Genomic DNA, 24057 nt, shown 5'->3' with positions numbered 1-24057 from the left:
GCGAAAGACCGCGTTTTTGAAAGCGTGAAAACAGCATCTGGCCTGAGGGCCAATTCTGGGAGGAAACCATGACGAACCTGAAGACATGCCTTGGGGGCGCTGCCCTGCTGGCCGGTGCGGCGATGTTCGCCGGCACCGCAACCGCTGCCGACACGATCAAGATCGGCGCCTCGCTCGCCGTCACCGGCCCCGCGTCCTTCCTGGGCGATCCGGAAGCCAAGACGCTCGAGCTTTACGTCGACAAGATCAACAAGGACGGCGGCGTCAACGGCAAGCAGCTCGAGCTGATCGTCTATGACGACGGCGGCAACGCCAACAACGCCCGCACCTTCGCCACCCGCCTGGTGGAAGACGACGGCATCGTTGCCATGGTCGGCGGTTCGACCACCGGCGCGACGATGGCGATGGTTCCGGTCTTCGAGGATGCGGGCATTCCCTTCATCTCACTTGCCGGCGCCGTGGTGATCATCGATCCGGTGAAGGAGTTCACCTTCAAGACGCCGCACACCGACCGCATGGCCTGCGAGAAGATCTTCACCGACATGAAGGCCCGCGGCATCGCCAAGATCGGCATGATCTCGGGCACCGGCGGCTTCGGCAAGTCGATGCGCGGCCAGTGCCTCGACGTGGTCGGCAGCTACGGCATCGAAGTCGTCGCGGACGAGACCTACGGGCCGAAGGACTCCGACATGACGCCGCAGCTGACCAACATCAAGTCGGCTGAGGGCCTGCAGGCGGTGATCAATCCGGGCTTCGGCCAGGGGCCGGCCATCGTGACGCGCAACTACCGCCAGCTCGGCATCGAGGTGCCGCTCTACCAGAGCCACGGCGTCGCCTCCAAGTCGTTCATCGACCTTGCCGGCGATGCGGCCGAAGGCGTGCGCCTGCCGGCCTCAGCCCTTCTGGTCGCCGAAAAGCTCCCCGACAGCGACCCGCAGAAGGCCGTCGTCCTGGGCTACAAGACCGCCTACGAGGAAGCCACCGGCCAGCCGGTCTCGACCTTCGGCGGCCATGCCTATGACGGGCTGATGATCCTGGTCGAGGCGATGAAGCGCGCGGGCTCGGAAGATCCGGCCGCGATCCGCGACGAGATCGAGAAGACCTCCGGCTTCATGGGCACCGCCGGTGTCGTCAACATGTCGGCCGACGACCACCTCGGCCTCGACCTCTCCGCTTTCCGCATGCTGGAAATCAAGGACGGCGACTGGGCACTGGTCGAGTAACCCACTAGACGCTTTGGCCCGCCGCGCGCGGTTCGCGCGGCGGGCCCTCACCTTTCGCATCGCGCCGGCGCACCCCGGACGCGCGCACCCCTGAGCTGGCGGCAAGGATCCATGGCCGAATTCCTGCAATTCTGTGTCTCCGGACTGACGGTCGGCGCGGTCTACGCGCTGGTCGCGCTCGGCTTCACCATCATCTACAACGCCTCCGACGTGGTGAATTTCGCGCAAGGCGAATTCGTCATGATCGGCGGCATGGCGACCGTGTTCCTGACGGCGGCCGGCGTGCCGCTGCCGCTCGCCGCACTCATCGCCATCGCCGCCGCCATGGTCGTCGGACTGGCGCTGCACCGGCTGGCGATCGAGCCGGCGCGCGGCGCCTCGCCGGTGACGCTGATCATCATCACCATCGGCGCGTCGATCTTCCTGCGCGGCCTCGCCCAGGTGGTCTTCGACCGGCAGTTCCACTCGCTGCCGTCGTTTTCCGGCGACACGCCGATCCAGTTCGGCGGCGCCGCCATCCTGCCGCAAAGCTTCTGGGTGCTGGCCGGCGCCGGCATCATCGTCTTGGCGCTCTGGGCCTTCTTCAATCGCACGCTGCTCGGCAAGGCGGTGCTCGCGACTGCCGCCAACCGGCTCGCGGCGCGGCTCGTCGGCATCAACACCTCCTTCGTCGTCGGCTTCTCCTTCGTGGTCTCCGCCGCCATCGGCGCCATCGCCGGCATTCTGGTGACGCCGATCACGCTGACCAGCTACGACATCGGCACGCTGCTGGCGCTGAAAGGCTTCGCCGCCGCCATGCTCGGCGGCATGGGCAATCCGCTCGGCGCCATCGTCGGCGGGCTCGCCGTCGGCCTGCTGGAGGCTTTCGGCGCGGGCTACCTCTCCTCCACCTACAAGGACGCCATCGCCTTCATCGTCATCCTCGGCGTGCTCTTCGTCATGCCCGGCGGCCTGTTCGGCCGCGCCAGCGTGGAGCGCGTGTGACCATGCAGGCCCTTTTCTCCCACCGCCTCGCGGTTCCTCTCGTCATCGCCGCGCTGGTCGTGGCGCTCTCCTTCGCCCTGCCGTCCAGCTTCTACCTGCGGGTCGCCGCCCTTGTATGGATCTCCGCGCTTGCCGTGATCGGGCTGAACCTCCTGATGGGCTATGCCGGTCAGGTCAGCCTGGGACACGCCGGCTTCTTCGGCCTTGGCGCCTATGCGGTCGCCGTGCTTCCGGCGCAATTTTCGCTGCACCCCCTGCTTGCGGCTCTTGCCGGCGCCCTCGTCTGCGGGCTGATCGCCTTTGCCGTCGGCCGCCCGATCCTGAAGCTCAAGGGCCACTATCTCGCCGTCGCGACGCTCGGCTTCGGCATCCTGATCGCCATGGCGATCTCCAACGAATCCTGGCTGACGGGCGGCCCGGACGGCATGCCGGTCAGCCGGATGACGCTCTTCGGCTGGCGGGTGCGCGGCGCCGAAACCTGGTACTGGATCACCGGCGGGCTTCTCGTCGTCGGGGCGTGGATCGCGGTCAATCTGGTGGCAAGCCCCACGGGCCGCGCGCTCAGGGCGCTGCACGATTCCGAGGTCGCCGCCCGCGTCGCCGGCATCGACGTCGCCCGCTACAAGGTCCGCGTCTTCGTGATCTCCGCCGTCTATGCCTCCGTCGCGGGGTCGTCGCTGGCACTGGTCAACGGCTTCGTCACCCCGGAAACGGCGAACTTCCTGCATTCCATCGAGCTGGTGACCATGGTGGTCGTCGGCGGCATGGGCTCGATCCTCGGATCGGTGGCGGGCGCGGCGATCCTCGTCGTGCTGCCGCAACTCCTCACCACCTTCCACGAATACGAGCACATGCTGCTCGGCCTGATGATGATGGTGATCATGATTGTGCTCAGAAGCGGCATCGTTCCAAGCCTCGCCGCGCTTTTCCAGCGGAGGCGCAAATGAGCATCCTTTCGGTCCAGGACATCGGCATCGCCTTCGGCGGCGTGCGCGCGGTCGACAATGTCTCCTTTTCCGCCGAGACCGGTCAGGTGTTTTCCATCATCGGCCCCAACGGCGCGGGCAAGACCACGCTGTTCAACCTGGTCTCCGGCGTCTACCAGCCGAAGAGCGGCCAGGTGCGGCTCGACGGCGAGGCGGTCACCGCGCTGGAGCCGAACCGGCTCGCAGAGCGCGGCCTGTCGCGCACCTTCCAGAACCTGCAGGTGTTCTTCCGCATGACGGCACGCGAAAACGTCATGGTCGGCCGCCACCTGAAGGAAAGCCGCGGCCTCCTCGCCCATCTGCTGGCGCTCCCCTCGACGCTGCGCCAGAACCGGGAGAGCGCGGAGATCGCGGACACCCTGCTGTCGCGCGTCGGGCTTGCCGACTATGCCGACACGCTGGCCTCTTCCATGCCCTATGGCGCCTTGAAGCGGCTGGAAATCGCCCGCGCGCTCGCGGCCGAGCCCAAGGTGCTGCTGCTCGACGAACCGGCCGCCGGCTGCAATCCGGTGGAGACGGAAGAGATCGAGAAGCTGATCCGCACCATCGCCGACGACGGCGTCGCGGTGGTGCTTGTGGAACACGACATGAAGCTCGTGATGCGGAGTTCCGACCGGGTGCTGGTGCTCGACCAGGGCCGCGTGCTGGCCGAAGGCAAGGGCGCGGAGATCCGCTCCAACCCCAAGGTGATCGAGGCCTATCTGGGAACCCATGGCACGCGGGAGGCGAACCTTGCTCTCAACTGAAGCCCCCCTCCTCTCCGTCGCGGATCTCACCTCCGCCTATGGCCGCATCGAGGCGCTGCACGGGTTGTCGCTGCATGTCGGCGCGCGCGAGATCGTCGCGCTGGTCGGCGGCAACGGTGCGGGCAAGACCACGCTCTTGCGCGCGCTCTCCGGCGTCCAGCCGGTCACCGGCGGGCGCGTCTCCTTCGAGGGCGCCGACATCACGCGGGCCAGCCCGCATGCGCGGGTGCGCGCCGGTATCGCCCAGGTGCCGGAAGGGCGGCAGATCTTCACGCCGCTGACCATCGAGGACAATCTCCGGCTCGGTGCCTATCTGCGCAAGGACAAGGAGATCGCGGAGGATCTGGAGCGGGTCTACGGGCTGTTTCCGGTCCTGAAGGAGCGCCGGCGCAATCCGGCCGGCGGGCTTTCCGGCGGCCAGCAGCAGATGCTCGCCATCGGCCGCGCGCTGATGAGCCGGCCGAAACTGCTGCTGCTCGACGAACCCTCCATGGGGCTGGCGCCGGTCTTGGTCGACCAGGTGTTCGAGATCATCGCGCGGCTGCGCGACACTGACGACGTGACGATCTTCCTGGTGGAGCAGAATGCCTTTGCCGCACTTTCCATCGCCGACCGGGGCTATGTCATCGAGACCGGCGAGATCGCCATGAGCGGCCCCGGCAATGAACTGCTCACCGACGACCGGGTGCGCGAGGCCTATCTCGGCGTTTGAGGCGCGACCCGGGCCGCGATCCGCTCGTCCGGGTCCCGCCGCTCAGGGTCCCGCTGCTCAGGGCCCCGGCTCTCAAGGTCCGGGCCGCCGGCTCCCTCGTCGTCGGCAAGATAGGCGCGCCCGCGCCCGTCTTCCTTGGCCCGGTAGAGCGCCTCGTCGGCGCTGCGGATCACCGACTTGGCGGTCCGCGCATCCTCCGGCCACCAGGCGACGCCGATGCTGGCACCGACGCTCGCATGTCCGCCCTCGATTTCAATCTCCGCGCAGATGCTCTCCACGATGCCGTCGCACAGAAGCCGCACGGCATCGCGGCCCAGCCCCTCGTGAAGCAGCACGATGAACTCGTCGCCGCCGACGCGCGCGGCGATCCCCCGCCCCTTGACGGCGGCCAGGATGCGGGAGGCGACCGTGCGCAGCACGGCATCGCCGGCGCTGTGGCCATAGGTGTCGTTGACCGCCTTGAAGCGGTCGAGATCGATGCACAGCACCGCGCAGCTGTCCTGTTCGCCCCGGCTCAGGATGTCTTCCAGCAGGCGGTCGAAGTAGAGCCGGTTCGGCAATCCGGTCAGGGCGTCGTGATGGGCGAGGAAGCGATTGCGCGCCTCGCTCTTTTGCATGCGGTGCAGGGCGCGCCCGTAGAGCAGCGCCACCGCGCCGAGCGCCAGGATCGCCAGCGCGACGACGCCGGCGAGAACCGGAAGCGCCTGCTCCCAGATCACGGCGGACGGACGCGACGGCGTCCAGGACGCGTAGAGCGCATCGGCATCGCCAGCGCGGCCGACCCGCATGGACGCCGCTCCATCCGGCACCCGGTCGCCGGGTGTTACGGTGAAGTTGCCGAGGCCGAGTTTCTCCCCTGCGGCCTCCATCATCGGCTGGGTCAGCGGTTTCAGCGTCAGCAAAACATTCGGCAGCCCGTCGGGCAGCGTTTCCTCGTCGTCGGGAACGATCGCCTGGGCGACGATCATGTTGACGTCACCGTCGATCAGGCGGAAATCGGACACGTAGATCGGCGCCGGGGAGCGCACGGGATGGGCGAGGATCGTGAACCGGCCTCCGCGCGGCAGCCGTTTGGCCATATAGACCTCCCGGGCGGCGGCAATCAGGTCGAAGCCCAGGTCGACGTGCCTCTGCGCCTCTTCCACCGCGAGAATGTCGTCCTCGAACACCATCACCCGCGGAACGTCGTCGGGTCCGACGACAATGGTGGTCTGGATGCCGAAATCGTCCCACAGCCAGTCGGCCATCTCCTCGCGGACGAACTCCCAGTCGATCCGCGAGGCCAGCGCGCGCACCGCCTCGTCCCAGTGGGAGATCTGCGACTGGTCGCGAGCGAGAATCTCGATCTGGCGGGTGACCTCGTTGCGCACGAGGTCGCGTTCGTCGACGGCGCGCACCTCGTCGGCGATGCCGCCGGCGCGCATCAGCACATGTGCGTTCGACACACTGAAGGCGATCACCACCGCCGCGCAGATCAGATAGATCCCCACGGCAATGTTGCTCTCCCGCATCTTCATCCAGCGCGCCATCAAGCGTCCCTTTTCGTTGTTGGCCAGCACCATGCCGGATAGTGTTGAATCTTCAACTAAACGTTATGGTTCGCGTGTCGTTAACGGGGGATGGTCGGAGACAGCAGCATGGCGCGCGGAAAAAACCTGTCCACCCCGGCCCGCCGGGACGTGCTGAAATGGAGCGCGGCCGCGGCCCTGTCGGGCCTTGCGGCCAGGCCGCTGCTCGGCCCCTCGCCGGCCAGGGCGCAGGCGCAAACCCGCGAGGCCGACGTGATCGTGATCGGTGCCGGCATCGCCGGGCTCGCCGCCGCGCGCCACCTCGTCGCGCTCGACTATGAGGTGATACTGCTGGAGGCCACCGACAGGATCGGCGGACGCGTGCAGACCGACCGGTCGCTGGGCGCGCCTTTCGAGATCGGCGCCGGCTGGATCCATGGCCCCGACGGCAATCCGGTGAGCGACCTGGCGAAAGCGGCGGGAAGCCCGACCTTCGTCACCGATGACGAGAGTTTCGAAGTCTTTGCGCCGGACGGCACCCACCAGTCGCGCACTGCCATCTTCGCCGCGCAGGAGCGGCTGGAGCGGCTCGCCGCCCGCATCGACGCGACCTTCGACCGGGACCGGCCACTCAGCGAGGCAATAGGGCTGCTCGATCCATCGGCGCTGACGGCCCCCCTCACCCGCTGGATGCTTTCCGCCTATACCGAATTCGACACGGGCGCGGCCATCGAACGGCTCTCCGCGCTCCATTTCGACGAGGACGAGGCCTATGACGGCGCGGATGTCATCCTGACGCAGGGCTTTGACGCAATCCCCCGCCATCTGGCGCAAGGGCTCGACATCCGCCTCGGCACGGTCGTCGACGCCATCGACTACGAAGCCGGCGACGGGGCCGCCGTCCATGCGGGCGATGCGGTCTATGAATCCGACTTCGTCATCTGCACCGCCCCGCTCGGCGTGCTGAAAGCCGAGGCCATCGCCTTCGATCCACCACTGCCGCAGGCGATACGGGCAAGCCTTGAGCGTCTGGAGATGGGCAATGTCACCAAGATCGCGCTCAAGTTCGCCGATGCCCACTGGCCGGTGGAGACGCAGTATTTCGGGCTGATAACGGGCGAGAAAGGCCGCTGGAACTATTTCCTGAACTACCGGACGTACTCGGAGGAAAATATTCTGCTGGGCCTTAGCGTCGGCGCCTATGCGGCGAAAGCGGAGGCGATGCACGACGCCGAAATGACCGCGGATGCGATGGACGCGGTCAGGACGATGTTCGGACGCGACGTGCCCGATCCGCAAGACGTGCGCCTCACCCGCTGGTCGCAGGACCCGTTCACGCGCGGCGCCTACTCCTTTGCCGCCTACGGCGCGAAGCCGGACGACTTCGACGCGCTCGCGCGACCTGTCGAAAAGACGCTGCTCTTCGCCGGCGAACACACCACCTTCCGCCACCACGGCACGGTCCACGGGGCGTACATGAGCGGACTGGAGGCCGCGCGGATCATCGACGAGGAGCTGTGGGACGGGTGAGTTCGGAGAGTGGGCTGCCTGCGGCGGAACGCTGAGATCTGCGGAGATATGGACGGCGCCGCGACGACGAGAGAATTGAAGCGCTCCGACGCCGCCTCTCCCTCGGCCGTCACCCCGGCCCCCGAGCCGGGGCCCATTGGCATCCGTATCGACGAAGGGTGACCGCTATGGCAGCGGCAGACGCCAGCGCGCCCTCGCCACCGCTCTGGGAACGAATGGGTCCCGGATCAAGTCCGGGATGACGGCGGAGGGTGGGGCTGCCTGCGGGATGGGTTGAGCGGGATCAGACGTCGTCGTTGTCTTCGGCTGGCGTGTCGCCGTCCTCAGAGACCAAGGCCTCGTCCGACTCGCGTGCGAGAATGCGCTCGATCTGCTCGCGGATCTGAGCGTAGCTCGGCAGAAGGTTCTCGAGTTCCCGGACGCCTGGCAACATAGTGCGCAGGATCGTACGTACTGACCACCGGATCGGCTTGCGGATGAGACCGTCGAGCGCTTCCTTCTTGAGTTCGGCCTTGGCGGTTTCAACCATCTCACGCTGAAAATCGCGCAAGACCTTGGTCGATGCCTTGGCGAGATTGCGGTCGACCTGCGCCTGATCGGCGGCGAGGTTCGCCTGGGTTTCCGGGTCGGTCTCCTCGGTCGTCGCCTCGGAGAGGTCGGCGAGCTTTTCGCGCGCCTCCTCGGTAAGGCGTCGGGCCGGGCCTCAAGCGTCTTGGTCATACGGTCGAGCGCCGCGACCACCCGGTCCTGATTGCGAGCGGTGATTTCGTTCCTCAGCCGGTCGCGCTCGATTTTGGTGATCTCGGGGTAGCAGGCTTTCAACTCGGCCAGCGCCTCTACCGCCTCGTTCAGCGGATCGTCCAGTTCGGTGAGCCCGGTGCCGCCCTCGCGGATCAACTCCGCAACACGCGTCACGAACCGACGGCTAGAATGGAGCACCGCGCCGCCCTGCTTGCCGTCTTCGCTTTCCAGGAACGCGATGAGCTTGCGAAGGGACTGCTCAAGTCGTGCCGGGAAATCGTGGTTGCGCTGCGCGTTGCGCGCCTTTTCGTCTTCTTTCAGCACCTCCCGCAGAAGCTCGATAAGCCCCTCGTGCAGCGCATCCCGCGTGGCCTCGGGAACGGATAGCACCGACGTGACGTGCGCAACGTCCATGGCGCTTTCGGCGGGTGCGAAGTGCAGAACGCCGGGGCCCTGCGCCAAGGCCTCGTCGGAGAGCGTATCGTTGTCGGCATCCGATTGGTCGGCTGCTTCCTCCGGTTCGCTCGCCGGGCTGCGCTTCGCCCGAAGCTCGTCCCGAATACGCGCCAATTCGGCGTTGACGGCTTTCGCACCCTTGTCCCAAAGCTCTTCTGGCAGATTGGCCCGCGCGATTTCGAACTCAAGATCCGCCGGCCGCCCGGCCAGCCGGTCATCGTAACAGTCGGTCCATACCGACCAATTGGGATCGAGAGCGAGAAGGTCTTTACTGAGGCGTTTCCAGTCCCACCCGAGCTCCTCAGAAATGCCGTTCAGCCATAAGGGCGTTCGCGCTAGGTCCAGCGCGGTCAAACCAGCATCAATAATTTCGCATTCCGATCTTAGAGCTACAGCGAAATCAGTATTGGGAACAGCGGATAACGCTGCAGTGTCAGTTGAAACCATGTTGGCACTCAATGCCGCTGCTGCAGCGTGGGCGGCAGCGGCAAAGATCGGGATGTCAGCGTTGGGAGAAGCAGCGTAAGCGGTGGTGGCAGCGTCAGAGGCGGCGTTGGCGATAAAGCCGGCGACGCGAGCGGAGGAACGAGAGTTAGCGGCACGCGCAAAATCTCGAGCAGCTCGCGCTGCTCGCGACGCGGCAGCGGCCGCATTGTCGGCAGCAGAACGTCTCACTCTGGTCTGGAGCCTGTAGTCGACAAATCCACATGCTAGGAAATTTGCACGAAACAACGATAGAAAAACGGCTTCGGAGGAAACGCTAGTTACCCTTACATGCCGCCTAACAATAGGAAACACACGAAGCGCTGCGCGCGACGCCAGCGCCACGGCCACCTCCGGCGGATGGCCTTTGAGCCACTCTTGAAATTCCTTGCGGTCAAAATCCGGTTCGGCCAATGCGCGCGCCTCGATTGAAAACGCAACGAGTTTCGCGTGTTCCAAGTGACCGCGCAAGAGGTCGATAAGAAACCGCCTCCCCTCCCGCTTCATACCCGCAAGGCGAAACCGCGAGCCCTTAATCGGGGAGCCATGCCCCGCCCGTCATCGGGACCCGCAAGACCATGCCTCTCCGATCCCGGCTCTCATTGCATTCGGCCGGGAGGACGCCGGGGGCGAGTTTCGGGACGGAAGCAAAGGGTGAGCTACCCGCGGCAGAACACCGACGAACGACGCTACGCACTCCGAAACCGCCGCCTCTCGGACGTCACCCCGGCCCCCGAGCCGGGGTCCATTGGCATCCGTTTCGGCAGCGGGTGTCCCCGCGCCTGTGGCATGCACCGGCGCGCCCTCGCGACGGCTCTGGAAACGAATGGGTCCCGGATCAGGTCCGGGACGACGACGGAGGGTCGGACTGCCTCACATCGCGTCGTAGTCGAGGACCACCGTCTTGCTGACGGGGCGGGACTGGCAGGTGAGGACGAAGCCGGCGTCGACTTCCCAGGGTTCCAGCGAATAGTTCACCGCCATGTCGACCTCGCCGCTTTCCACCTTGGCGCGGCAGGTGCAGCACATGCCGCCCTTGCAGGAGTATGGCGCCTCGATGCCGGCGCGGATCGCGGCGTCGACGATGGTCTCGCCCGCGTTGACCGGCACGGAGACGCGGGTGCCGTCGATGATGAGTTCGGCGGTCGCCGCGTGGTCGGTATCGGCGCCGTCGTGGGCGGGCTTCGGCGCATGGGGCGCGGAGCCGTCGGCGGGAGTGAAGAACTCGCGGTGGATGCGGCCCTCGTCGATGCCGAGCGCGGATAGCGCGCCTGTCGCCGTCTCGATCATCTCGCCCGGGCCACAGAGGAAAATCCCGTCGGCATCCTTTGCAGGAACGGCATGGGTCAGGAGCACCTGGAACTTGTCGGCGTCGAGGCGGCCCGACAGCATGTCGACGTCCTGCGTCTCGCGCGACAGCACGTGGAAGACGCCGAGCCTGGTCGGGAACAGGTCCTTCAGGTTCTCGATCTCTTCCTTGAAGATGATGCTCTGCGCGGTCTTGTTGCCGTAGAAGAGATAGAACTCGCTCTCCGGCTCGCGGGTCAGCACCGTGCGGATCATGGCAAGCACAGGCGTGATGCCGGAGCCGGCGGCAATGGCGATCAGCGTGCGCTTGCCGCCCTCGTGTGGCGGCAGCAGAAAGCGGCCCGAGGGCGTCATCACGTCGATCTCGTCGCCGGGGCTGACGTTCTCGTTGGCGAAGGAGGAAAAGGCGCCGCCGTCGATCTTCTTCACCGCGACGCGCAGCTCGCCGTCATCCTCGCCGGCGCAGATCGAATAGGACCGGCGCACGTCCTCGCCGCCGATCATCCTGCGGAGCGTCAGATATTGGCCGGCGGAAAAGCGATAGGCCTCGCGCAACTCCTCCGGCACCTCGAAGGAGATCGACACCGCCTCGGCGGTCTCGCGCCGGACATCCTTGACCTTCAACGCATGAAAACGCGGCGACATGCGGAGTTCCTCCCTCACAACCGGCGATCCGCGCCGGAATTTGCTGTCAGATTTCGATCAGTGACACTTGAAATAGTCGAAGGGCTCGGCGCAGGCCGTGCAACGCCACAGCGCCTTGCAGGCGGTGGAGCCGAACTCCGAGACCTTTTCGGTGGCAAGCGAGCCGCAGCGCGGACAGGCGACCTCGTCGTCGCCGAAGAGCGCCCGGCGCGAGGCCTTGCCGGCCGGCGGCGCGATGCCATAAGCGCGCAGCTTCTCGCGCGCCTCGTCGCTGAGCCAGTCGGTGGTCCAGGCCGGCGACAGCACGGTCTTGATGCGCACGGACGGGAAACCGGCCTTCAGCAGCGCGGTCTCGATGTCCATGGTGAAGACCGACATGGCCGGACAGCCGGTGTAGGTCGGCGTGATGTCGACCTCGACCGTGCCGTCCTCCATGAGCCGCACGTCCCGCAACACGCCGAGATCGCCGATGGTCAGCACCGGAACCTCGGGGTCCGGCACCTCGGCCGCGATCTCCCAGGCACGCATGCGGGCCGCAGCAGTGTCGATGGCGGCGATCCGCTGATCGGTGGCCATGGTCACCACCGCATCCCGGGATAGGCGCGCTGCATGTACTGCATCTCCGAAAGCAGATGCCCGAAGCTCTCCGAGTGCCGGCCCGAGCGTCCGCCGGACTGCATCCAGCCCACGGGCGGCAGCGTCAGCGTCGCCTCGTCGCACACCCGGCGCAAGGTCGCGTGCCATTCGTCGCGGATGGTCTCGGGGTCGACGGCAATGCCGTCCGCCACCAGCCGCTCGACCACGCCGTCGACCTCGAAGAGCTCGCCCGTATAAGGCCACAGCAGATCGATGGCGTCCTGCATGCGCGCCCGGCTTTCCGCCGTGCCGTCGCCGAGACGGATCGTCCACTCGCCGGAATGGCGCAGGTGATAGGCGGCTTCCTTCTCCGCCTTCGCGGCGATGGCGGCGAGCGTCTCGTCCCTGGAGCCGGTCAGCTTGCGCCAGAACGGCAACATGAAGGCGGAGAAGAACAGCTGGCGCGCGATGGTCTGCGCGAAATCGCCGTTCGGCTGTTCCACCAGCAGACAGTTGCCGAACTCGCGCTCCTTGCGCAGGAAGCAGAGCTGGTCCTCGTCGCGGCCCGCGCCCTCGACCTCGCCGGCATAAGAGTAAAGGTTGCGCGCCTGCCCGATGTGGTCGAGCGCGACATTGGCAAGGCCGATGTCTTCTTCAAGGGTCGGCGCATGGCCGCACCATTCGCCGAGCCGCTGGCCGAGGATGGCCGCATCGTCGGCAAGGCGAAGCGTGTAGGTGAAAAGGTCGCTGGTCATCGCGTCTCTCCCGCCGCTCACATGTTTCCGACTTCTTCGGGGATCTCGTAGAAGGTCGGATGACGGTAGATCTTGGAGGCGGTCGGCTCGAACAGCTCGTCCTTCTGCGCCGGATCGGAGGCAATGATCTCGGAGGACGGCACCACCCAGATCGACAGGCCCTCGCCGCGCCGCGTATAGACATCGCGCGCCGCCTGCAGCGCCATTTCCGCGTCAGCCGCATGCACGGAGCCGCAATGGCGATGCGCCATGCCGGTGCGCGAACGGATGAAGACTTCCCAAAGCGGTGTTGTTTTCTCGGTCATGTTCGTCTCTCCCTCAGGCATCTCTTCCGGCGGCTCACTCGGCCGCGTGGCGTGCGGCCTCGCGGCGGTCGGCCCGCTTCCTCGAATAGGCAATAGCTGCCTCGCGCACCCAGGCGCCGTCCGCATGCGCCTTCTTGCGCGCGGCGAGCCGCTCGCGGTTGCACGGTCCGTTGCCGGCAATCACCCGCATGAACTCGTCCCAGTCGATCTCGCCGAACTCCCAGTGGCCGGTCGCCTCGTTGAAGGAGAGCTTGTCGTCGGGAATGGTCAGGCCGAGGTAATGCGCCTGCGGCACCGTCGCGTCGACGAACTTCTGGCGCAGCTCGTCGTTGGTGAACCGCTTGATCTTCCACGCCATCGACTGGGCGGAATGCTGGCTGTCGGTGTCGGAGGGGCCGAACATCATCAGCGACGGCCACCACCAGCGGTTCAGCGCGTCCTGGACCATCTCCTTCTGCTCTTCCGACGAGCGCACCATCTCCAGCAGAAGCTCGTAGCCCTGGCGCTGGTGGAAGCTCTCTTCCTTGCAGACGCGGATCATGGCGCGCGAATAGGGCCCGAAGGAACAGCGGCACAGCGGGATCTGGTTCATGATCGCCGCGCCGTCGACCAGCCAGCCGATGGCGCCGATATCGGCCCAGGTCAGCGTCGGGTAGTTGAAGATCGAGGAATATTTCGCCTTGCCGGAAAGAAGCTGCTCGGTCAGCTCCTCGCGCGACACGCCCAACGTCTCGGCGGCGGAATAGAGATAGAGGCCGTGGCCGCCCTCGTCCTGCACCTTGGCAAGAAGCGCCGCCTTGCGCTTCAGGGTCGGCGCGCGGGAGATCCAGTTGCCCTCCGGCAGCATGCCGACGATCTCGGAATGGGCGTGCTGCGAGATCTGGCGCACCAGCGTCTTGCGGTAGCCCTCCGGCATCCAGTCGTTCGGCTCGATCTTTTCTTCCGCATCGACCCGCGCCTGAAACGCCGCGACGCGATCCGCGTCCTCGACGGCGCCTGCCTCGGTGTCGCGCGCATTGAGTGCCTGGGTATACATCCGCTGAAACCTCCTCGAACCGTCCGTCATCCGTTTCCGGAAAAAGACGCGCGGATCCATCCCGTTCCGCGCCGGCATGCAGGGACTATACGTGACGAATATTTCCAGCTTCAAGCATTTTTTGTCACATAATACGATGCACTGCGGCAAGTCTCTGAAATCACGAACCTAAGAGGAAAAGCGGGCGCTGTCCCCGGAGGCCCGGGCCGGCAGGTCGCCGCTGCTGGACCGGCCGTTTTCGGCAATCCAGCGCTCCGCGCCGGGACGCAGCGCAGCGTAAAGCCGGGCGGTCAGTGCATTGGCCTCCGCGCCCGGCCAGTTGGCCGGCAAGAGGTCGGCGGCGAGCATCGGATCGCGCAGGATCAGCCGGCGGTAGTCGTGAATGAGCAATGTGCGGGCAACCATCGCGGCGGCAACCGACGGGGCACCGTCCGCGGCAAGGGCGGCATCGAGGGGCGAAAAGGCGGCAATGAACCGCCGATAGCGCTCGGCGAGCGGCGGCAGGTCGAAGGCGCGCGCCGCAAGATCGGCAGCCGATCCGCCGATCACCTCGGCGGCAAGGTGGGTGCAACGGTCCGCGCCCGGACCCTCCAGCGGCGGGCTGGCGGAGGTGCCAAGGAGCACCGTCGGGCCCAGCGCGCCGTAGCCCGACTTCAACGCGCCGTCGCGAAGCGCGCCACGGTCCTCGCCCTCGGGAAGCACCACGATGCGCAAGGCGGCGGCGGCCCGCGCGTCGCCGCTCAGCCGGTAGACGCGCGCAAGCGCCGGCACGAAGGCTTTTTGCCCCTGCGCCGAAAGCCGGTAGTAGCTGAGCCGTCCGACCTTCATCCGGTCGACCCAACCGTCGCGGGCAAGGCGGGAAAGCGCGGCACGCACCGCAGCCGCGTCGATGCGCATTTCGGCGAGCAGATCGGAGAGCGTCCCGGCCCAGACCTCGCCGCCGCGCGGCGCGACCATGTCGCCGAAGATCGTGACGATCAGCGACCAGACACGCAACGGCTGCGTCGCCTGCAGCCGCTCGACAAGCGCCGCGACACAGGCGTCGGGATCTTTTCTGTCGTGAGACACGCCCGCCTCAGCCGGCGTGATGGGCATGCCAGTGCCAGGCGATGTCGATGCGGCGGGCGACCCAGGCGTCCTCGTAGCTGGCGACATAGTCGAGGAAGCGGGCCAGCCCCGCCGCACGGCCCGGACGCCCGACGAGGCGGCAATGCAGGCCGACGGACATCATTTTCGGCGCGCCGGCGACACCTTCGGCGTAGAGCGTGTCGAATGTGTCCTTGAGATAGCTGAAGAACTGGTCGCCCGCGTTGAAGCCCTGCGGCGTGGCGAAGCGCATGTCGTTGGCATCGAGCGTATAGGGAATGACCAGATGCGGCGCCGACGGCCCCTCGACCCAATAGGGCAGATCGTCGGCATAGCTGTCGGAATCATAGAGGAAACCGCCCTCCTCCATGACCAGATCGCGGGTGTGCTCCGACGAACGGCCCGTGTACCAGCCGAGCGGACGCGAGCCGGTCACCTCCTCGTGGATGCGGATCGCCTCTTCCATGTGACGGCGCTCGTCATCGCGCGAGAAATCCTTGTATTCGATCCACTTGAGGCCGTGCGAGGCGATTTCCCAGCCGGCCTCGTTCATCGCCTCGACCGCTTGCCGGTTGCGCTGCAGCGCGGTGGCGACGCCGTAGACGGTGAGCGGCATGGCGCGGCTCGTAAACATCCGCCACAGCCGCCAGAAACCGGCGCGCGAGCCGTATTCGTAGATTGATTCCATGTTCATGTGGCGCTGGCGCGTCCAGGCCGCCGCCCCGACGATCTCCGACAGGAAGGCCTCGGAGTGCGTGTCGCCATGCAGGATGCAGTTCTCACCGCCCTCTTCGTAGTTGAGAACGAACTGAACCGCGACCTTGGCGCCATTCGGCCATTGCGGGTCGGGCGTCTCGCGTCCGTAGCCGATCAGATCGCGCGGATAGGTGTCGCTCATGGAGATGGGTCCCGTGTTCGCCCCCGGCGGGAGCCTACGCATGCTGTTGCGAAGAAACCCAAAACCCGACCGCGATGCAAGACATTCCAACGACAGGGAGCGTTAGCGCGCGCGCACCCGCACCGGCTGAAGCGCGGGCCGGAGCCCGGACAGACCGGCAAATCCGTTGTCGGCGCGCTCGCGCGTGCCGCCGCTGTCGCCGCGATCCTCGCCGGGCAGCGCCATGACAGCGGCACCCATCGCCGCCGAACACAGCGTGATCATCAGCCCGAAGAGCAGCACGACCATCGGCAGGACCGGGTCCTCGGAATTGAGAATGAGGCTGCGCAGGTTCGCCGTGTCGAAAACCATCAGACCGCCGAGCACCATCACCGAGACGAAGGCGCCGATCAGCCAGTTGATTGCCAGAAGCCGAAAGAAGGGAGAGGCCCAAAGGCCGCGCAGGCCGCCGGGCGCCGTGCTCTCGGCAGCGTCTGCCGGTGCGTCTCGACCGGTTTCGTCATTCGCCATCGGTTTTCTCCGCCTGCTGCGCTGGAGCGTATCGCCGCTCGCGCCGTTTCACAAAACTGTAGCCGCTAACGGCTAAAAGTCCACGCGGCCCTTTGGCGCAGACCGTACCCGCAAAAAGGCGCCTCGTCCCCGCTACCCCGTTATCGGTCTATCTGCCCCCGCCTTCCCCGCCTTCAAGATGTCTGCGGAAAATTTACGCAGGGTCTTGCGCCATTCCAGCAGGGGTATATAAGACGGCAGTATATCGGGTCGATATATAACGACTTGCGAATATTGCCGAGCTTGCACGCCCGTCCGCCGCAGGCCGCGACGCAGATGCGGAGCGCGCGGGCTGCGGGCGCCCGTAGGCGGGGAGAGCCCCGGAAAGGATCACATCTCATGAGCGTACGGACCCTGTGTCTGGCGATTCTCAATTTCGGCGATGCCACGGGCTACGAGATCCGCAAGCTCTCCACCGAGGGCCGTTACAGCTATTTCGTCGACGCCAGCTTCGGCTCGATCTATCCCGCACTTGCCCGCCTTGAGGCCGACGGCCTGGTGACGGTGCGCGAGGAAGCGCAAAGCGGCAAGCCGTCGCGCAAGATCTATTCGATCACCGAGGCCGGCCGCGCCGCCTTCATCCAGGCGCTGAGCGAGACGCCCGGCCCCGATACCTTCCGCTCGCCGTTCCTGCTCGTTGCCATGTGCGCCGATCTTGTCGGCGCCGACACCATTCGCGCGGCGATCGACCACCGGCTGCAGAACCTGCATGACGAACTCGCCAAACTCGACGGCATCGCGCAGGAATGCGCCCATGAACCGACCAATTTCATTCTCGACTATGGACGCCACTGCATTCGCCAGGACATTGCCTTCCTGACCGAGAACCGCGCCCGCATCGAGACCCTCGACCCTGCTTCGGCCTCAGCCCTCCCCGCTGCGGCCGAATAAAGAACGACCCGGAGACTTCAGGTCATGACGATCCGCTTTTCCCACATTCTCGCGGTGGCGATCACCGCCGGCGTTGCCGGCTGGATGTGGACCGGCACCTACATCGAGGGCGGGCGCGCCGACGCCGAAAACGCAACGCCGCCGCCGGCCGAGCGCAGCAGCGCACAGGACGCGACTCCCTTTCGCGTCGCCGTCAGGGACATCGAGGCGCAGCAGCGCAGCTCCGTTCTGGTGATCCGGGGCCGCACCGAGGCCGATGCCGCCGTTGCCGTGCGCGCGGAAACCAGCGGCCGGGTGGCGGAGCGACGCGTCACCGAAGGGCACCGGGTGGAGCGCGGCGACGTGCTCTGCGTGCTCGACAAGGGCGCGCGACAGGCCAAGGTTCTGGAGGCGGAAGCACGCCTGGCCCAGGCCCGGCTCGACCATTCGGCCGCGACGCAGCTTCAGGACAAGGGGTTTACCGCACAGACCCGCGTCGCGGCACTCAAGGCGGCCATGGATGCCGCCGCCGCCATGCTTGAGGAACAGCAGCTCGAGCTGTCGCGCACCGTCATCACCGCGCCGATCGGCGGCGTGGTGGAAAGCCCGATGGCCGAGACCGGAACCATCCTGTCCACCGGCCAGGTCTGCGCGACGCTGATCGACGCCGATCCGATCCTGGCCATCGGCCAGGTCTCTGAACGCGATGTCGGAAAGCTGAAGCTCGGCCAGGCGGCTGAGGTGGAGCTGGTCACCGGCGAGACCGTCAACGGCGCGATCCGCTACATCGCGCCCGCCTCCGACGATGCTACCCGCACCTTCCGGGTGGAAATCGAGATCGCCAATCCCGACGGCGCGGTGCGCGACGGCATCACCGCCACGGCCCGCGTGCCGCTCGCCCTGCAAAAGGCCCATCGGCTGAGTTCCGGCATCCTCACGCTGGATGATGCCGGCAGTGTCGGCGTGCGCGCGGTCACCGGCGACAACACGGTCGCCTTTTATCCGGTCACGATCCTGGGCGGCGACACGGAAGGCATCTGGGTGTCCGGGCTGCCGGAAACGCTGGCGGTGATCACCACCGGTCAGGACTATGTAATCGAAGGCCAGACCGTTGACCCGGTCCGGCAGATGGTGGAGGCGCCGAAATGATCGACATGCTTGAAGGCGTCCTGCGCCGGCCGCGCACGGTCCTCACCCTGATGCTGGTGATGGTAACGGCCGGCATTCTCGCCTATGTCGCGATCCCCAAGGAAGCCGATCCGGACATCGATATCCCGGTGTTCTATGTCTCGGTGACCCAGCAGGGCATTTCCCCGGAGGACGCCGAGCGGCTTCTCGCGCGCCCGATGGAAACCGCGCTGCGCGGCCTTGACGGCCTGAAGGAAATCACGACCATTTCCGCCGAGAGCCATCTCGGCGTCATCCTCGAGTTCGACATCTCCTTCGACAAGGACAAGGCGCTCGCCGACGTCCGCGACAAGGTCGACCAGGCGAAGGCCAAACTGCCTGAAGAGGCGGAAGAGCCGACGATTTCCGAAACGAACTTCGCGCTGCAGCCGACGATCTACATCGCCCTGTCGGGCGCGGTCCCGGAACGCACGCTCTATCAGCACGCCCGGCGCCTGAAGGACGAGATCGAGGCGGTGTCCACCGTTCTGGAGGCGGAGCTGTCCGGCCACCGAGAGGAAATGCTCGAGGTGGTGATCGATTCCATGAAACTGGAATCCTACCGCGTCACCCAGCAGGAGCTGCTGACCTCGCTGGCGCAGAACAACCAGCTTGTGCCCGCCGGCTTCCTCGACAACGGCCAGGGCCGCTTCAACGTCAAGGTGCCCGGCCTCGTCGAAACCGCCGATGACGTCTATTCCCTGCCGATCAAGCAGTCCGGCGAAGGCGTCGTCACGCTGGGCGATATCGGCGAGATCCGCCGCACCTTCAAGGATCCGTCGAGCTTCACCCGGGTCAACGGCAAGCCCGCGATCACCATCAATGTGGTGAAGCGCAAGGGCACCAACATCATCGAGAACAACGCCGCCGTGCGCGAGGTCGTGGAAACCGCGACAGCCGACTGGCCGGATGCGGTCCGCGTCGACTATCTGCTCGACAAGTCGGAAAACATCTTCGAGATCCTGGGCTCGCTGCAATCCTCGATCATGACCGCGATCTTCCTGGTGATGATCCTCGTCATCTGGGCGCTCGGTCCGAAATCGGCGCTGCTCGTCGGCATCTCGATCCCGACCTCCTTCATGGTCGGCTTCCTGATCCTCTCCACCATCGGCATGACCGTGAACACCATGGTGATGTTCGGCCTGGTGCTGACCGTCGGTATGCTGGTCGACGGCGCCATCGTCATGGTGGAATACGCCGACCGCAAGATCGCGGAAGGCATGCCGGCGCAGGAGGCCTATATCCGCGCGTCCAGGCTGATGTTCTGGCCGATCGTCTCCTCCACGGCGACGACACTTGCCGCCTTCTTGCCGATGCTCTTGTGGCCGGGGGTTGCGGGCGAGTTCATGAGCTATCTGCCGATCATGGTGGTGATCGTGCTGTCGGCCTCGCTGTTGACCGCGCTCGTCTTCCTGCCGGTCACCGGCGCGGTGCTTTCGGGCGCGATTTCCTGGTCGGGACGCCACGCCGCCGGCATTCTGGCTGGCATGGTCGGACTCGCGGTCGCCTTTGCGGTCGCGCTCCTTCCCGTCGGGCTTTCGCAAACGATGCTCATCCCGCTCGGCGTCGCCGCCGGCCTCGGCATTGGAGCCCTCTCCTTCCGCCTGTTCAAGCCGGTAGTCGAACGCTCGCGGGCCCGCGCCGACCGGCTGGCGGAAAAAGAACGCGAGACCGCGCAGCAGCTCTCCGCCGACGCGCATTTCGATCCCAAGAAGGTCACGGGCGCGACCGGCGTCTATGTCCGCTTCCTAAGTTTTGCCGCCGGCACGGCGCTTGGCAACGTGGTGACGCTTGTCGCGGTCATCGCCATCGCCGGCGGCATCACGGTCTTCTTCCAGCAGAACATGCAAGGGATCGAGTTCTTCGTTGACGAGGAACCGGAGTCCGCCGTGATCCTGGTTTCGGGTCGCGGCAACTTCTCGGTGCGCGAGGCGCTCGACCTGGTCGACGACGTCGAGGCTGTCGTGCTCACGGTGCCCGGCATCGACAACGTGGTGATGAACGCGACCGCCGGCGGCGGCGGTGGCGGCGGCGACATGCTGGGCGGTGTCCAGGACAAGCCCGCCGACGTGATCGGCGAATTGAACATCGAGCTCGCCGACTATTGCTGCCGGCGCAAGGCGGAAGACATTTTCGCCGAAATCCGCGAGCGCACGGCCGCCCTTCCCGGCATCAAGGTCGAGGTTCGCAAGATCGAGGGCGGTCCGCCGACGGGCAAGGACGTCAACCTGCAGATCACCTCGACGAGCTACGACGACGTGGTGGCGGCGGTGGCGCGCGTGCGCGGCCATGTCGATGCAATGGACGACCTGCAGGACCGCGAGGACAGCCGCCCGCTGCCCGGCATCGAGTGGCAGATTTCCATCGACCGCGAACAGGCGGGCCGCTTTCAGGCGGGCATCGGCTCGGTCGGCGCGATGGTCCAGCTCGTTACCAACGGCGTGCTGATCGGCAAGTACCGGCCGGACGATTCCGAGGACGAGGTCGACATCCGCGTGCGCCTGCCGGAAGCCGAGCGCACGCTCGACCGCTTCGACAGCCTGCGGCTGCAGACCCCGCTCGGACAGGTGCCGCTGTCGAACTTCATCGACCGCCAGCCGCAGCAGAAGGTGACCTCGATCACCCGCCGCGACGGGCTCTATGCCATGGACGTGAAGGCCAATGTGGTGGAGACGGCGACGATCACCACCGCTGACGGTCTGACCCGTCCGGCGACGGGAGACGACAAGGTGAAGGAGCTCCAGGCCTGGCTCGACAGCCAGAGCTTCCCGGACAATGTGTTCCTGAAGTTCCGCGGCGCGGACGAGGACCAGAAGGAGTCCGGCGAATTCCTGCAAAAGGCGATGGTCGGATCGCTGTTCCTGATGTTCATCATCCTGGTGACCCAGTTCAACAGCTTCTACCAGACCATCCTGACGCTCTCGACGGTGATCATGTCGGTCTTCGGCGTGCTGCTCGGCATGGCGCTGATGGGGCAGAAATTCTCCATCATCATGACCGGCACGGGCGTCGTCGCGCTCGCCGGCATCGTGGTCAACAACGCCATCGTGCTGATCGACACCTACAACCGCTTCCGCGAGGACGGCATCGAGCCGGTCGAGGCGATCCTGAAGACGTCGGCCCAGCGCATCCGGCCTGTGCTCCTGACCACGACCACCACCATCGCCGGCCTGATCCCGATGATGACGATGGTCAATTTCGACTTCTTCAATCGGGTCATCGAGAAGGGGTCGATCACCGCCGTGTGGTGGGTGCAGCTGTCGACGGCGATCATCTTCGGCCTCGGGTTCTCCACGATCCTGACGCTGATCATGATCCCGACGATGCTGGCGGTGCCGACCGTGTGGATGCGTCTCTTCACCGAGCGCCGCGCGTCAAAGAGCGATGCGGACGCTCCCGCCGAGGCGGTCGCTGCGGCCCCATCGGGACCGCAGATGCAGCCGACGCCGGCGGACGCGGCCTTCGGCACCCGGGTGTCCACCACCCCTGCCCCGGCAAACGTCACGCCGATCGGCAAGAAGCCGGCAGCGGAGAAAGACGGGCAGAAGCACGGCAACCGGGACGACCTGCCGCAGGCGGCCGAATAGCAGCGGTCCGCAAGACGTCATGAATAGGCCGGCGAGGAGCAATCCCCGCCGGCCTTTTTTATCATGAGAGGAGCTGTCCCCGCTCCTAGCTGGCGGACGTCTTGCCATCGCCTGCGGAGGTGGCCGTCGGCCCGCACTCTTCCGGGACGGTCGGGTGGATTTCAGCCTCGGCCTTTTCCGCCGCCTCGCGTTCGGATTCGCGCAGCAGCCAGCGCTCGATGCGCACGTTGAGCACGCGCGTCTTTTCGTCGGTCATCGCCAGTTCCTGCGCGAGATCGCGGTAGAGCGAAACGGCGATCAGGATCATCAGCAGCATGAACGGAAAGGCCGCGACGATGGACGCCGCCTGCAGGCTTTCCAGCCCGCCGGTGAGCAGCAGCACCACCACCATCAGCAACTGCAACGTGCCCCACAACAGCCGCACGGCCCGGGTCGGGTTGAGCACGCCCTTCGACGTGAACATGCCGAGCACGAAGGTTGCCGAGTCGGCCGAGGTGACGAGAAACATGCCGACCAGCAGGATCGACGCCAGGGTCAGCACATCGCTGCCGGGCAATTGCTCCAGCAGAACGTAGAGACCGGCAGGGACCTCGGTTGCCACCGCGTCGGCGATGCCGGCCTGCCGGAAGATCTCGAAATGGATGGCCGCTCCGCCGAAGGTGGAGAACCACAACATGCTGAGCGCGACCGGCACGATCATCACGCCGAGCACGAATTCGCGGATGGTCCGGCCCCGCGAGATCCGCGCGATGAAACTGCCGACGAAGGGCGCCCAGCTCAGCCCCCAGGCCCAGTAGAACAGCGTCCATTGCTCGACCCACTCGCCGGAGGAATAGGGCGAGGTGACGAGGCTCATCTGCAAGATGGTGCCGAGGTATTCGCCCAGGGTCTGGGTCATCACGCCGAAGATGAAGGAGGTCGGCCCGAAGACCAGCACGACGCCGAGCAGCGCCGCGGCGAGCAGCATGTTGGCATTGCTGAGGAGCTTCACGCCCCGGTCGAGCGGGGTCATGGCCGAAAGCATGAACAATCCGCCGACCACGGCGACGATCGCCAGTTGCGCGGGAAAGCCGAATGGGATCCCCGCAAGCCGCGCAATACCGCTGTTGATCTGAAGTGCGCCGAGCCCGAGCGTCGTCGCCACGCCGAAGACGGTCGAGACGACGGTCAGCACATCGATCGCCTTGCCCCAGCCGCCATCGACGCGGTCGCCGATGAGCGGGCGAAGCGTCTCGCTGATCAGGCCGTGACTGTCATGCCGGAACCGGACATAGGCGATTGCTAGCCCCACCAGGGCGAAATTCGCCCACTGGTGCAGGCCCCAGTGGAAGAAGGCGTAGCGCATGCCGGTCTGCGCCGCCTCGGCGGTGCGCGGCAGTCCGTCGCCGAGCGGCGGGTCGTTGAAATGCATCATCGGCTCGGCGACGCCCCAAAACACCAGCCCGACACCCATGCCGCCGGAGAAGATCATCGCCAGCCAGCTTGGAAAGGAGAATTCGGGCGGCGCGTCCGCCGGGCCGAGCCTGATGGTGCCCATCCGCGACAGCCCGAGGACGAGCACGAAGACGACGAACCCTGTGGTGACGAGAAGATACATCCAGCCGACATTCGTCGCGGTCGCGTGCAACAGATCCTGCGCGACCCGCTGGACGGTGTCGGGCGCAAGACTGGTCGCGATCACGATGACCAGAACGATCCCGGCGGAGACGCGCAACACCGCGCCGACATCGCCCAGGCTGAAGGCCTCGAAACTGATGGGTCGTTTCACGTGCCGTCCTCTCTTCGCGTCGGTCGGCGACCACTCCGTCATGCCCGCCGGCCCGGCTGCGACGGTCCTGTCCCGTGTCGGCACGACCGGGTGCAGATGTCAGAATCGGCAAGGCGGCAAGCGCCCCATCATTGCGAA

20 protein-coding genes are annotated in these 24057 nt (G+C 66.2%); 9 read left to right on the top strand and 11 right to left on the bottom strand.

Annotated features, from left to right (window positions below; translation table 11 throughout):
- Positions 1-122: 122 nt before the first annotated feature.
- The 5 genes from LC092_RS04640 (at position 123) to LC092_RS04620 (ending at position 4651) form a co-directional block, all read left to right on the top strand.
- Positions 123-1223: an ABC transporter substrate-binding protein gene (locus LC092_RS04640; protein WP_224805291.1), complete on the top strand. Its 1101-nt coding sequence runs from the start codon at positions 123-125 to the stop codon at positions 1221-1223.
- A gap of 111 nt (positions 1224-1334) precedes the next feature.
- Positions 1335-2207: a branched-chain amino acid ABC transporter permease gene (locus LC092_RS04635; RefSeq protein ID WP_224805256.1), complete on the top strand. Its 873-nt coding sequence runs from the start codon at positions 1335-1337 to the stop codon at positions 2205-2207.
- A gap of 2 nt (positions 2208-2209) precedes the next feature.
- Positions 2210-3154 (top strand): branched-chain amino acid ABC transporter permease, encoded by a 945-nt coding sequence (locus LC092_RS04630; RefSeq protein ID WP_224805255.1) that lies wholly within the window; start codon positions 2210-2212, stop codon positions 3152-3154.
- A complete protein-coding gene (locus LC092_RS04625) occupies positions 3151-3939 on the top strand; it encodes an ABC transporter ATP-binding protein (protein WP_224805254.1) in 789 nt (262 codons plus the stop codon). The genes LC092_RS04630 and LC092_RS04625 overlap by 4 nt, the downstream gene beginning before the upstream one ends.
- On the top strand, positions 3926-4651 hold the full coding sequence (locus LC092_RS04620; RefSeq protein ID WP_224805253.1) for an ABC transporter ATP-binding protein: 726 nt from the start codon (positions 3926-3928) through the stop codon (positions 4649-4651). The genes LC092_RS04625 and LC092_RS04620 overlap by 14 nt, the downstream gene beginning before the upstream one ends.
- Here the strand turns inward: LC092_RS04620 and LC092_RS04615 are convergent.
- Positions 4636-6180 carry a diguanylate cyclase domain-containing protein gene (locus LC092_RS04615; RefSeq protein WP_224805252.1) on the bottom strand — a complete coding sequence of 515 codons (1545 nt, stop codon included), beginning with the start codon at positions 6178-6180 and terminating at the stop codon, positions 4636-4638. The genes LC092_RS04620 and LC092_RS04615 overlap by 16 nt on opposite strands.
- A 108-nt stretch (positions 6181-6288) precedes the next feature.
- Here LC092_RS04615 and LC092_RS04610 point away from each other — a divergent pair, with 108 nt between their 5' ends.
- Positions 6289-7689, top strand: a complete 1401-nt coding sequence (locus LC092_RS04610; RefSeq protein WP_224805251.1) for a flavin monoamine oxidase family protein — start codon at positions 6289-6291, stop codon at positions 7687-7689.
- A gap of 165 nt (positions 7690-7854) precedes the next feature.
- Here LC092_RS04610 and LC092_RS04605 read toward each other — a convergent pair whose 3' ends face one another.
- The 9 genes from LC092_RS04605 to LC092_RS04565 form a co-directional block, all read right to left on the bottom strand.
- Complete coding sequence (locus tag LC092_RS04605) at positions 7855-9828, bottom strand: hypothetical protein (RefSeq protein ID WP_224805250.1); 1974 nt, start codon at positions 9826-9828, stop codon at positions 7855-7857.
- A gap of 414 nt (positions 9829-10242) precedes the next feature.
- A complete protein-coding gene (gene paaE, locus LC092_RS04600; RefSeq protein WP_224805249.1) occupies positions 10243-11322 on the bottom strand; it encodes a 1,2-phenylacetyl-CoA epoxidase subunit PaaE in 1080 nt (359 codons plus the stop codon).
- 57 nt (positions 11323-11379) lie between these two features.
- Entirely contained in the window at positions 11380-11898 is a 519-nt protein-coding gene (gene paaD, locus LC092_RS04595) for a 1,2-phenylacetyl-CoA epoxidase subunit PaaD (RefSeq protein ID WP_224805290.1), read from the bottom strand.
- Positions 11899-11900: 2 nt separating this feature from the next.
- Complete coding sequence (paaC, locus tag LC092_RS04590; RefSeq protein WP_224805248.1) at positions 11901-12653, bottom strand: 1,2-phenylacetyl-CoA epoxidase subunit PaaC; 753 nt, start codon at positions 12651-12653, stop codon at positions 11901-11903.
- Positions 12654-12670: 17 nt separating this feature from the next.
- Positions 12671-12958 carry a 1,2-phenylacetyl-CoA epoxidase subunit PaaB gene (gene paaB / locus LC092_RS04585; RefSeq protein WP_224805247.1) on the bottom strand — a complete coding sequence of 96 codons (288 nt, stop codon included), beginning with the start codon at positions 12956-12958 and terminating at the stop codon, positions 12671-12673.
- A 34-nt stretch (positions 12959-12992) separates the two neighbouring features.
- On the bottom strand, positions 12993-13994 hold the full coding sequence (paaA, locus tag LC092_RS04580) for a 1,2-phenylacetyl-CoA epoxidase subunit PaaA (RefSeq protein ID WP_224805246.1): 1002 nt from the start codon (positions 13992-13994) through the stop codon (positions 12993-12995).
- Between the two features lie 168 nt (positions 13995-14162).
- Positions 14163-15062, bottom strand: a complete 900-nt coding sequence (locus LC092_RS04575; protein WP_224805245.1) for a PaaX family transcriptional regulator C-terminal domain-containing protein — start codon at positions 15060-15062, stop codon at positions 14163-14165.
- Positions 15063-15069: 7 nt separating this feature from the next.
- Positions 15070-15978, bottom strand: a complete 909-nt coding sequence (puuE, locus tag LC092_RS04570; RefSeq protein WP_224805244.1) for an allantoinase PuuE — start codon at positions 15976-15978, stop codon at positions 15070-15072.
- Positions 15979-16080: 102 nt separating this feature from the next.
- Entirely contained in the window at positions 16081-16488 is a 408-nt protein-coding gene (locus LC092_RS04565; protein ID WP_224805243.1) for a hypothetical protein, read from the bottom strand.
- Positions 16489-16866: 378 nt separating this feature from the next.
- Between LC092_RS04565 and LC092_RS04560 the strand changes: the two genes are divergently transcribed.
- The 3 genes from LC092_RS04560 to LC092_RS04550 are packed head-to-tail and all read left to right on the top strand — an operon-like array spanning position 16867 to position 22151.
- Positions 16867-17418, top strand: a complete 552-nt coding sequence (locus LC092_RS04560) for a PadR family transcriptional regulator (protein WP_224805242.1) — start codon at positions 16867-16869, stop codon at positions 17416-17418.
- Positions 17419-17442: 24 nt separating this feature from the next.
- A complete protein-coding gene (locus LC092_RS04555; RefSeq protein WP_224805241.1) occupies positions 17443-18546 on the top strand; it encodes an efflux RND transporter periplasmic adaptor subunit in 1104 nt (367 codons plus the stop codon).
- Positions 18543-22151: an efflux RND transporter permease subunit gene (locus tag LC092_RS04550; RefSeq protein WP_224805240.1), complete on the top strand. Its 3609-nt coding sequence runs from the start codon at positions 18543-18545 to the stop codon at positions 22149-22151. The genes LC092_RS04555 and LC092_RS04550 overlap by 4 nt, the downstream gene beginning before the upstream one ends.
- Before the next feature lie 85 nt (positions 22152-22236).
- Here the strand turns inward: LC092_RS04550 and LC092_RS04545 are convergent, their stop codons facing one another.
- Positions 22237-23919, bottom strand: a complete 1683-nt coding sequence (locus LC092_RS04545; protein WP_224805239.1) for a BCCT family transporter — start codon at positions 23917-23919, stop codon at positions 22237-22239.
- Positions 23920-24057 lie beyond the last annotated feature (138 nt).

Source organism: Stappia stellulata (genome assembly GCF_020176715.1).
Lineage (GTDB): Bacteria > Pseudomonadota > Alphaproteobacteria > Rhizobiales > Stappiaceae > Stappia.
This window is presented reverse-complemented; position numbering and strand designations above follow the sequence as displayed.

Bases quoted from the DNA above. Each gene is read 5' to 3' on its own strand.
- LC092_RS04640 (WP_224805291.1), top strand. From the start codon at position 123: ATGTTCGCCGGCACCGCAACCGCTGCCGACACGATCAAGATCGGCGCC.
- LC092_RS04635 (WP_224805256.1), top strand. From the start codon at position 1,335: ATGGCCGAATTCCTGCAATTCTGTGTCTCCGGACTGACGGTCGGCGCG.
- LC092_RS04630 (WP_224805255.1), top strand. From the start codon at position 2,210: ATGCAGGCCCTTTTCTCCCACCGCCTCGCGGTTCCTCTCGTCATCGCC.
- LC092_RS04625 (WP_224805254.1), top strand. From the start codon at position 3,151: ATGAGCATCCTTTCGGTCCAGGACATCGGCATCGCCTTCGGCGGCGTG.
- LC092_RS04615 (WP_224805252.1), bottom strand. From the start codon at position 6,180: ATGGCGCGCTGGATGAAGATGCGGGAGAGCAACATTGCCGTGGGGATC.
- LC092_RS04610 (WP_224805251.1), top strand. From the start codon at position 6,289: ATGGCGCGCGGAAAAAACCTGTCCACCCCGGCCCGCCGGGACGTGCTG.
- paaE (WP_224805249.1), bottom strand. From the start codon at position 11,322: ATGTCGCCGCGTTTTCATGCGTTGAAGGTCAAGGATGTCCGGCGCGAG.
- paaD (WP_224805290.1), bottom strand. From the start codon at position 11,898: ATGGCCACCGATCAGCGGATCGCCGCCATCGACACTGCTGCGGCCCGC.
- paaC (WP_224805248.1), bottom strand. From the start codon at position 12,653: ATGACCAGCGACCTTTTCACCTACACGCTTCGCCTTGCCGACGATGCG.
- paaB (WP_224805247.1), bottom strand. From the start codon at position 12,958: ATGACCGAGAAAACAACACCGCTTTGGGAAGTCTTCATCCGTTCGCGC.
- paaA (WP_224805246.1), bottom strand. From the start codon at position 13,994: ATGTATACCCAGGCACTCAATGCGCGCGACACCGAGGCAGGCGCCGTC.
- puuE (WP_224805244.1), bottom strand. From the start codon at position 15,978: ATGAGCGACACCTATCCGCGCGATCTGATCGGCTACGGACGCGAGACG.
- LC092_RS04565 (WP_224805243.1), bottom strand. From the start codon at position 16,488: ATGGCGAATGACGAAACCGGTCGAGACGCACCGGCAGACGCTGCCGAG.
- LC092_RS04560 (WP_224805242.1), top strand. From the start codon at position 16,867: ATGAGCGTACGGACCCTGTGTCTGGCGATTCTCAATTTCGGCGATGCC.
- LC092_RS04555 (WP_224805241.1), top strand. From the start codon at position 17,443: ATGACGATCCGCTTTTCCCACATTCTCGCGGTGGCGATCACCGCCGGC.
- LC092_RS04550 (WP_224805240.1), top strand. From the start codon at position 18,543: ATGATCGACATGCTTGAAGGCGTCCTGCGCCGGCCGCGCACGGTCCTC.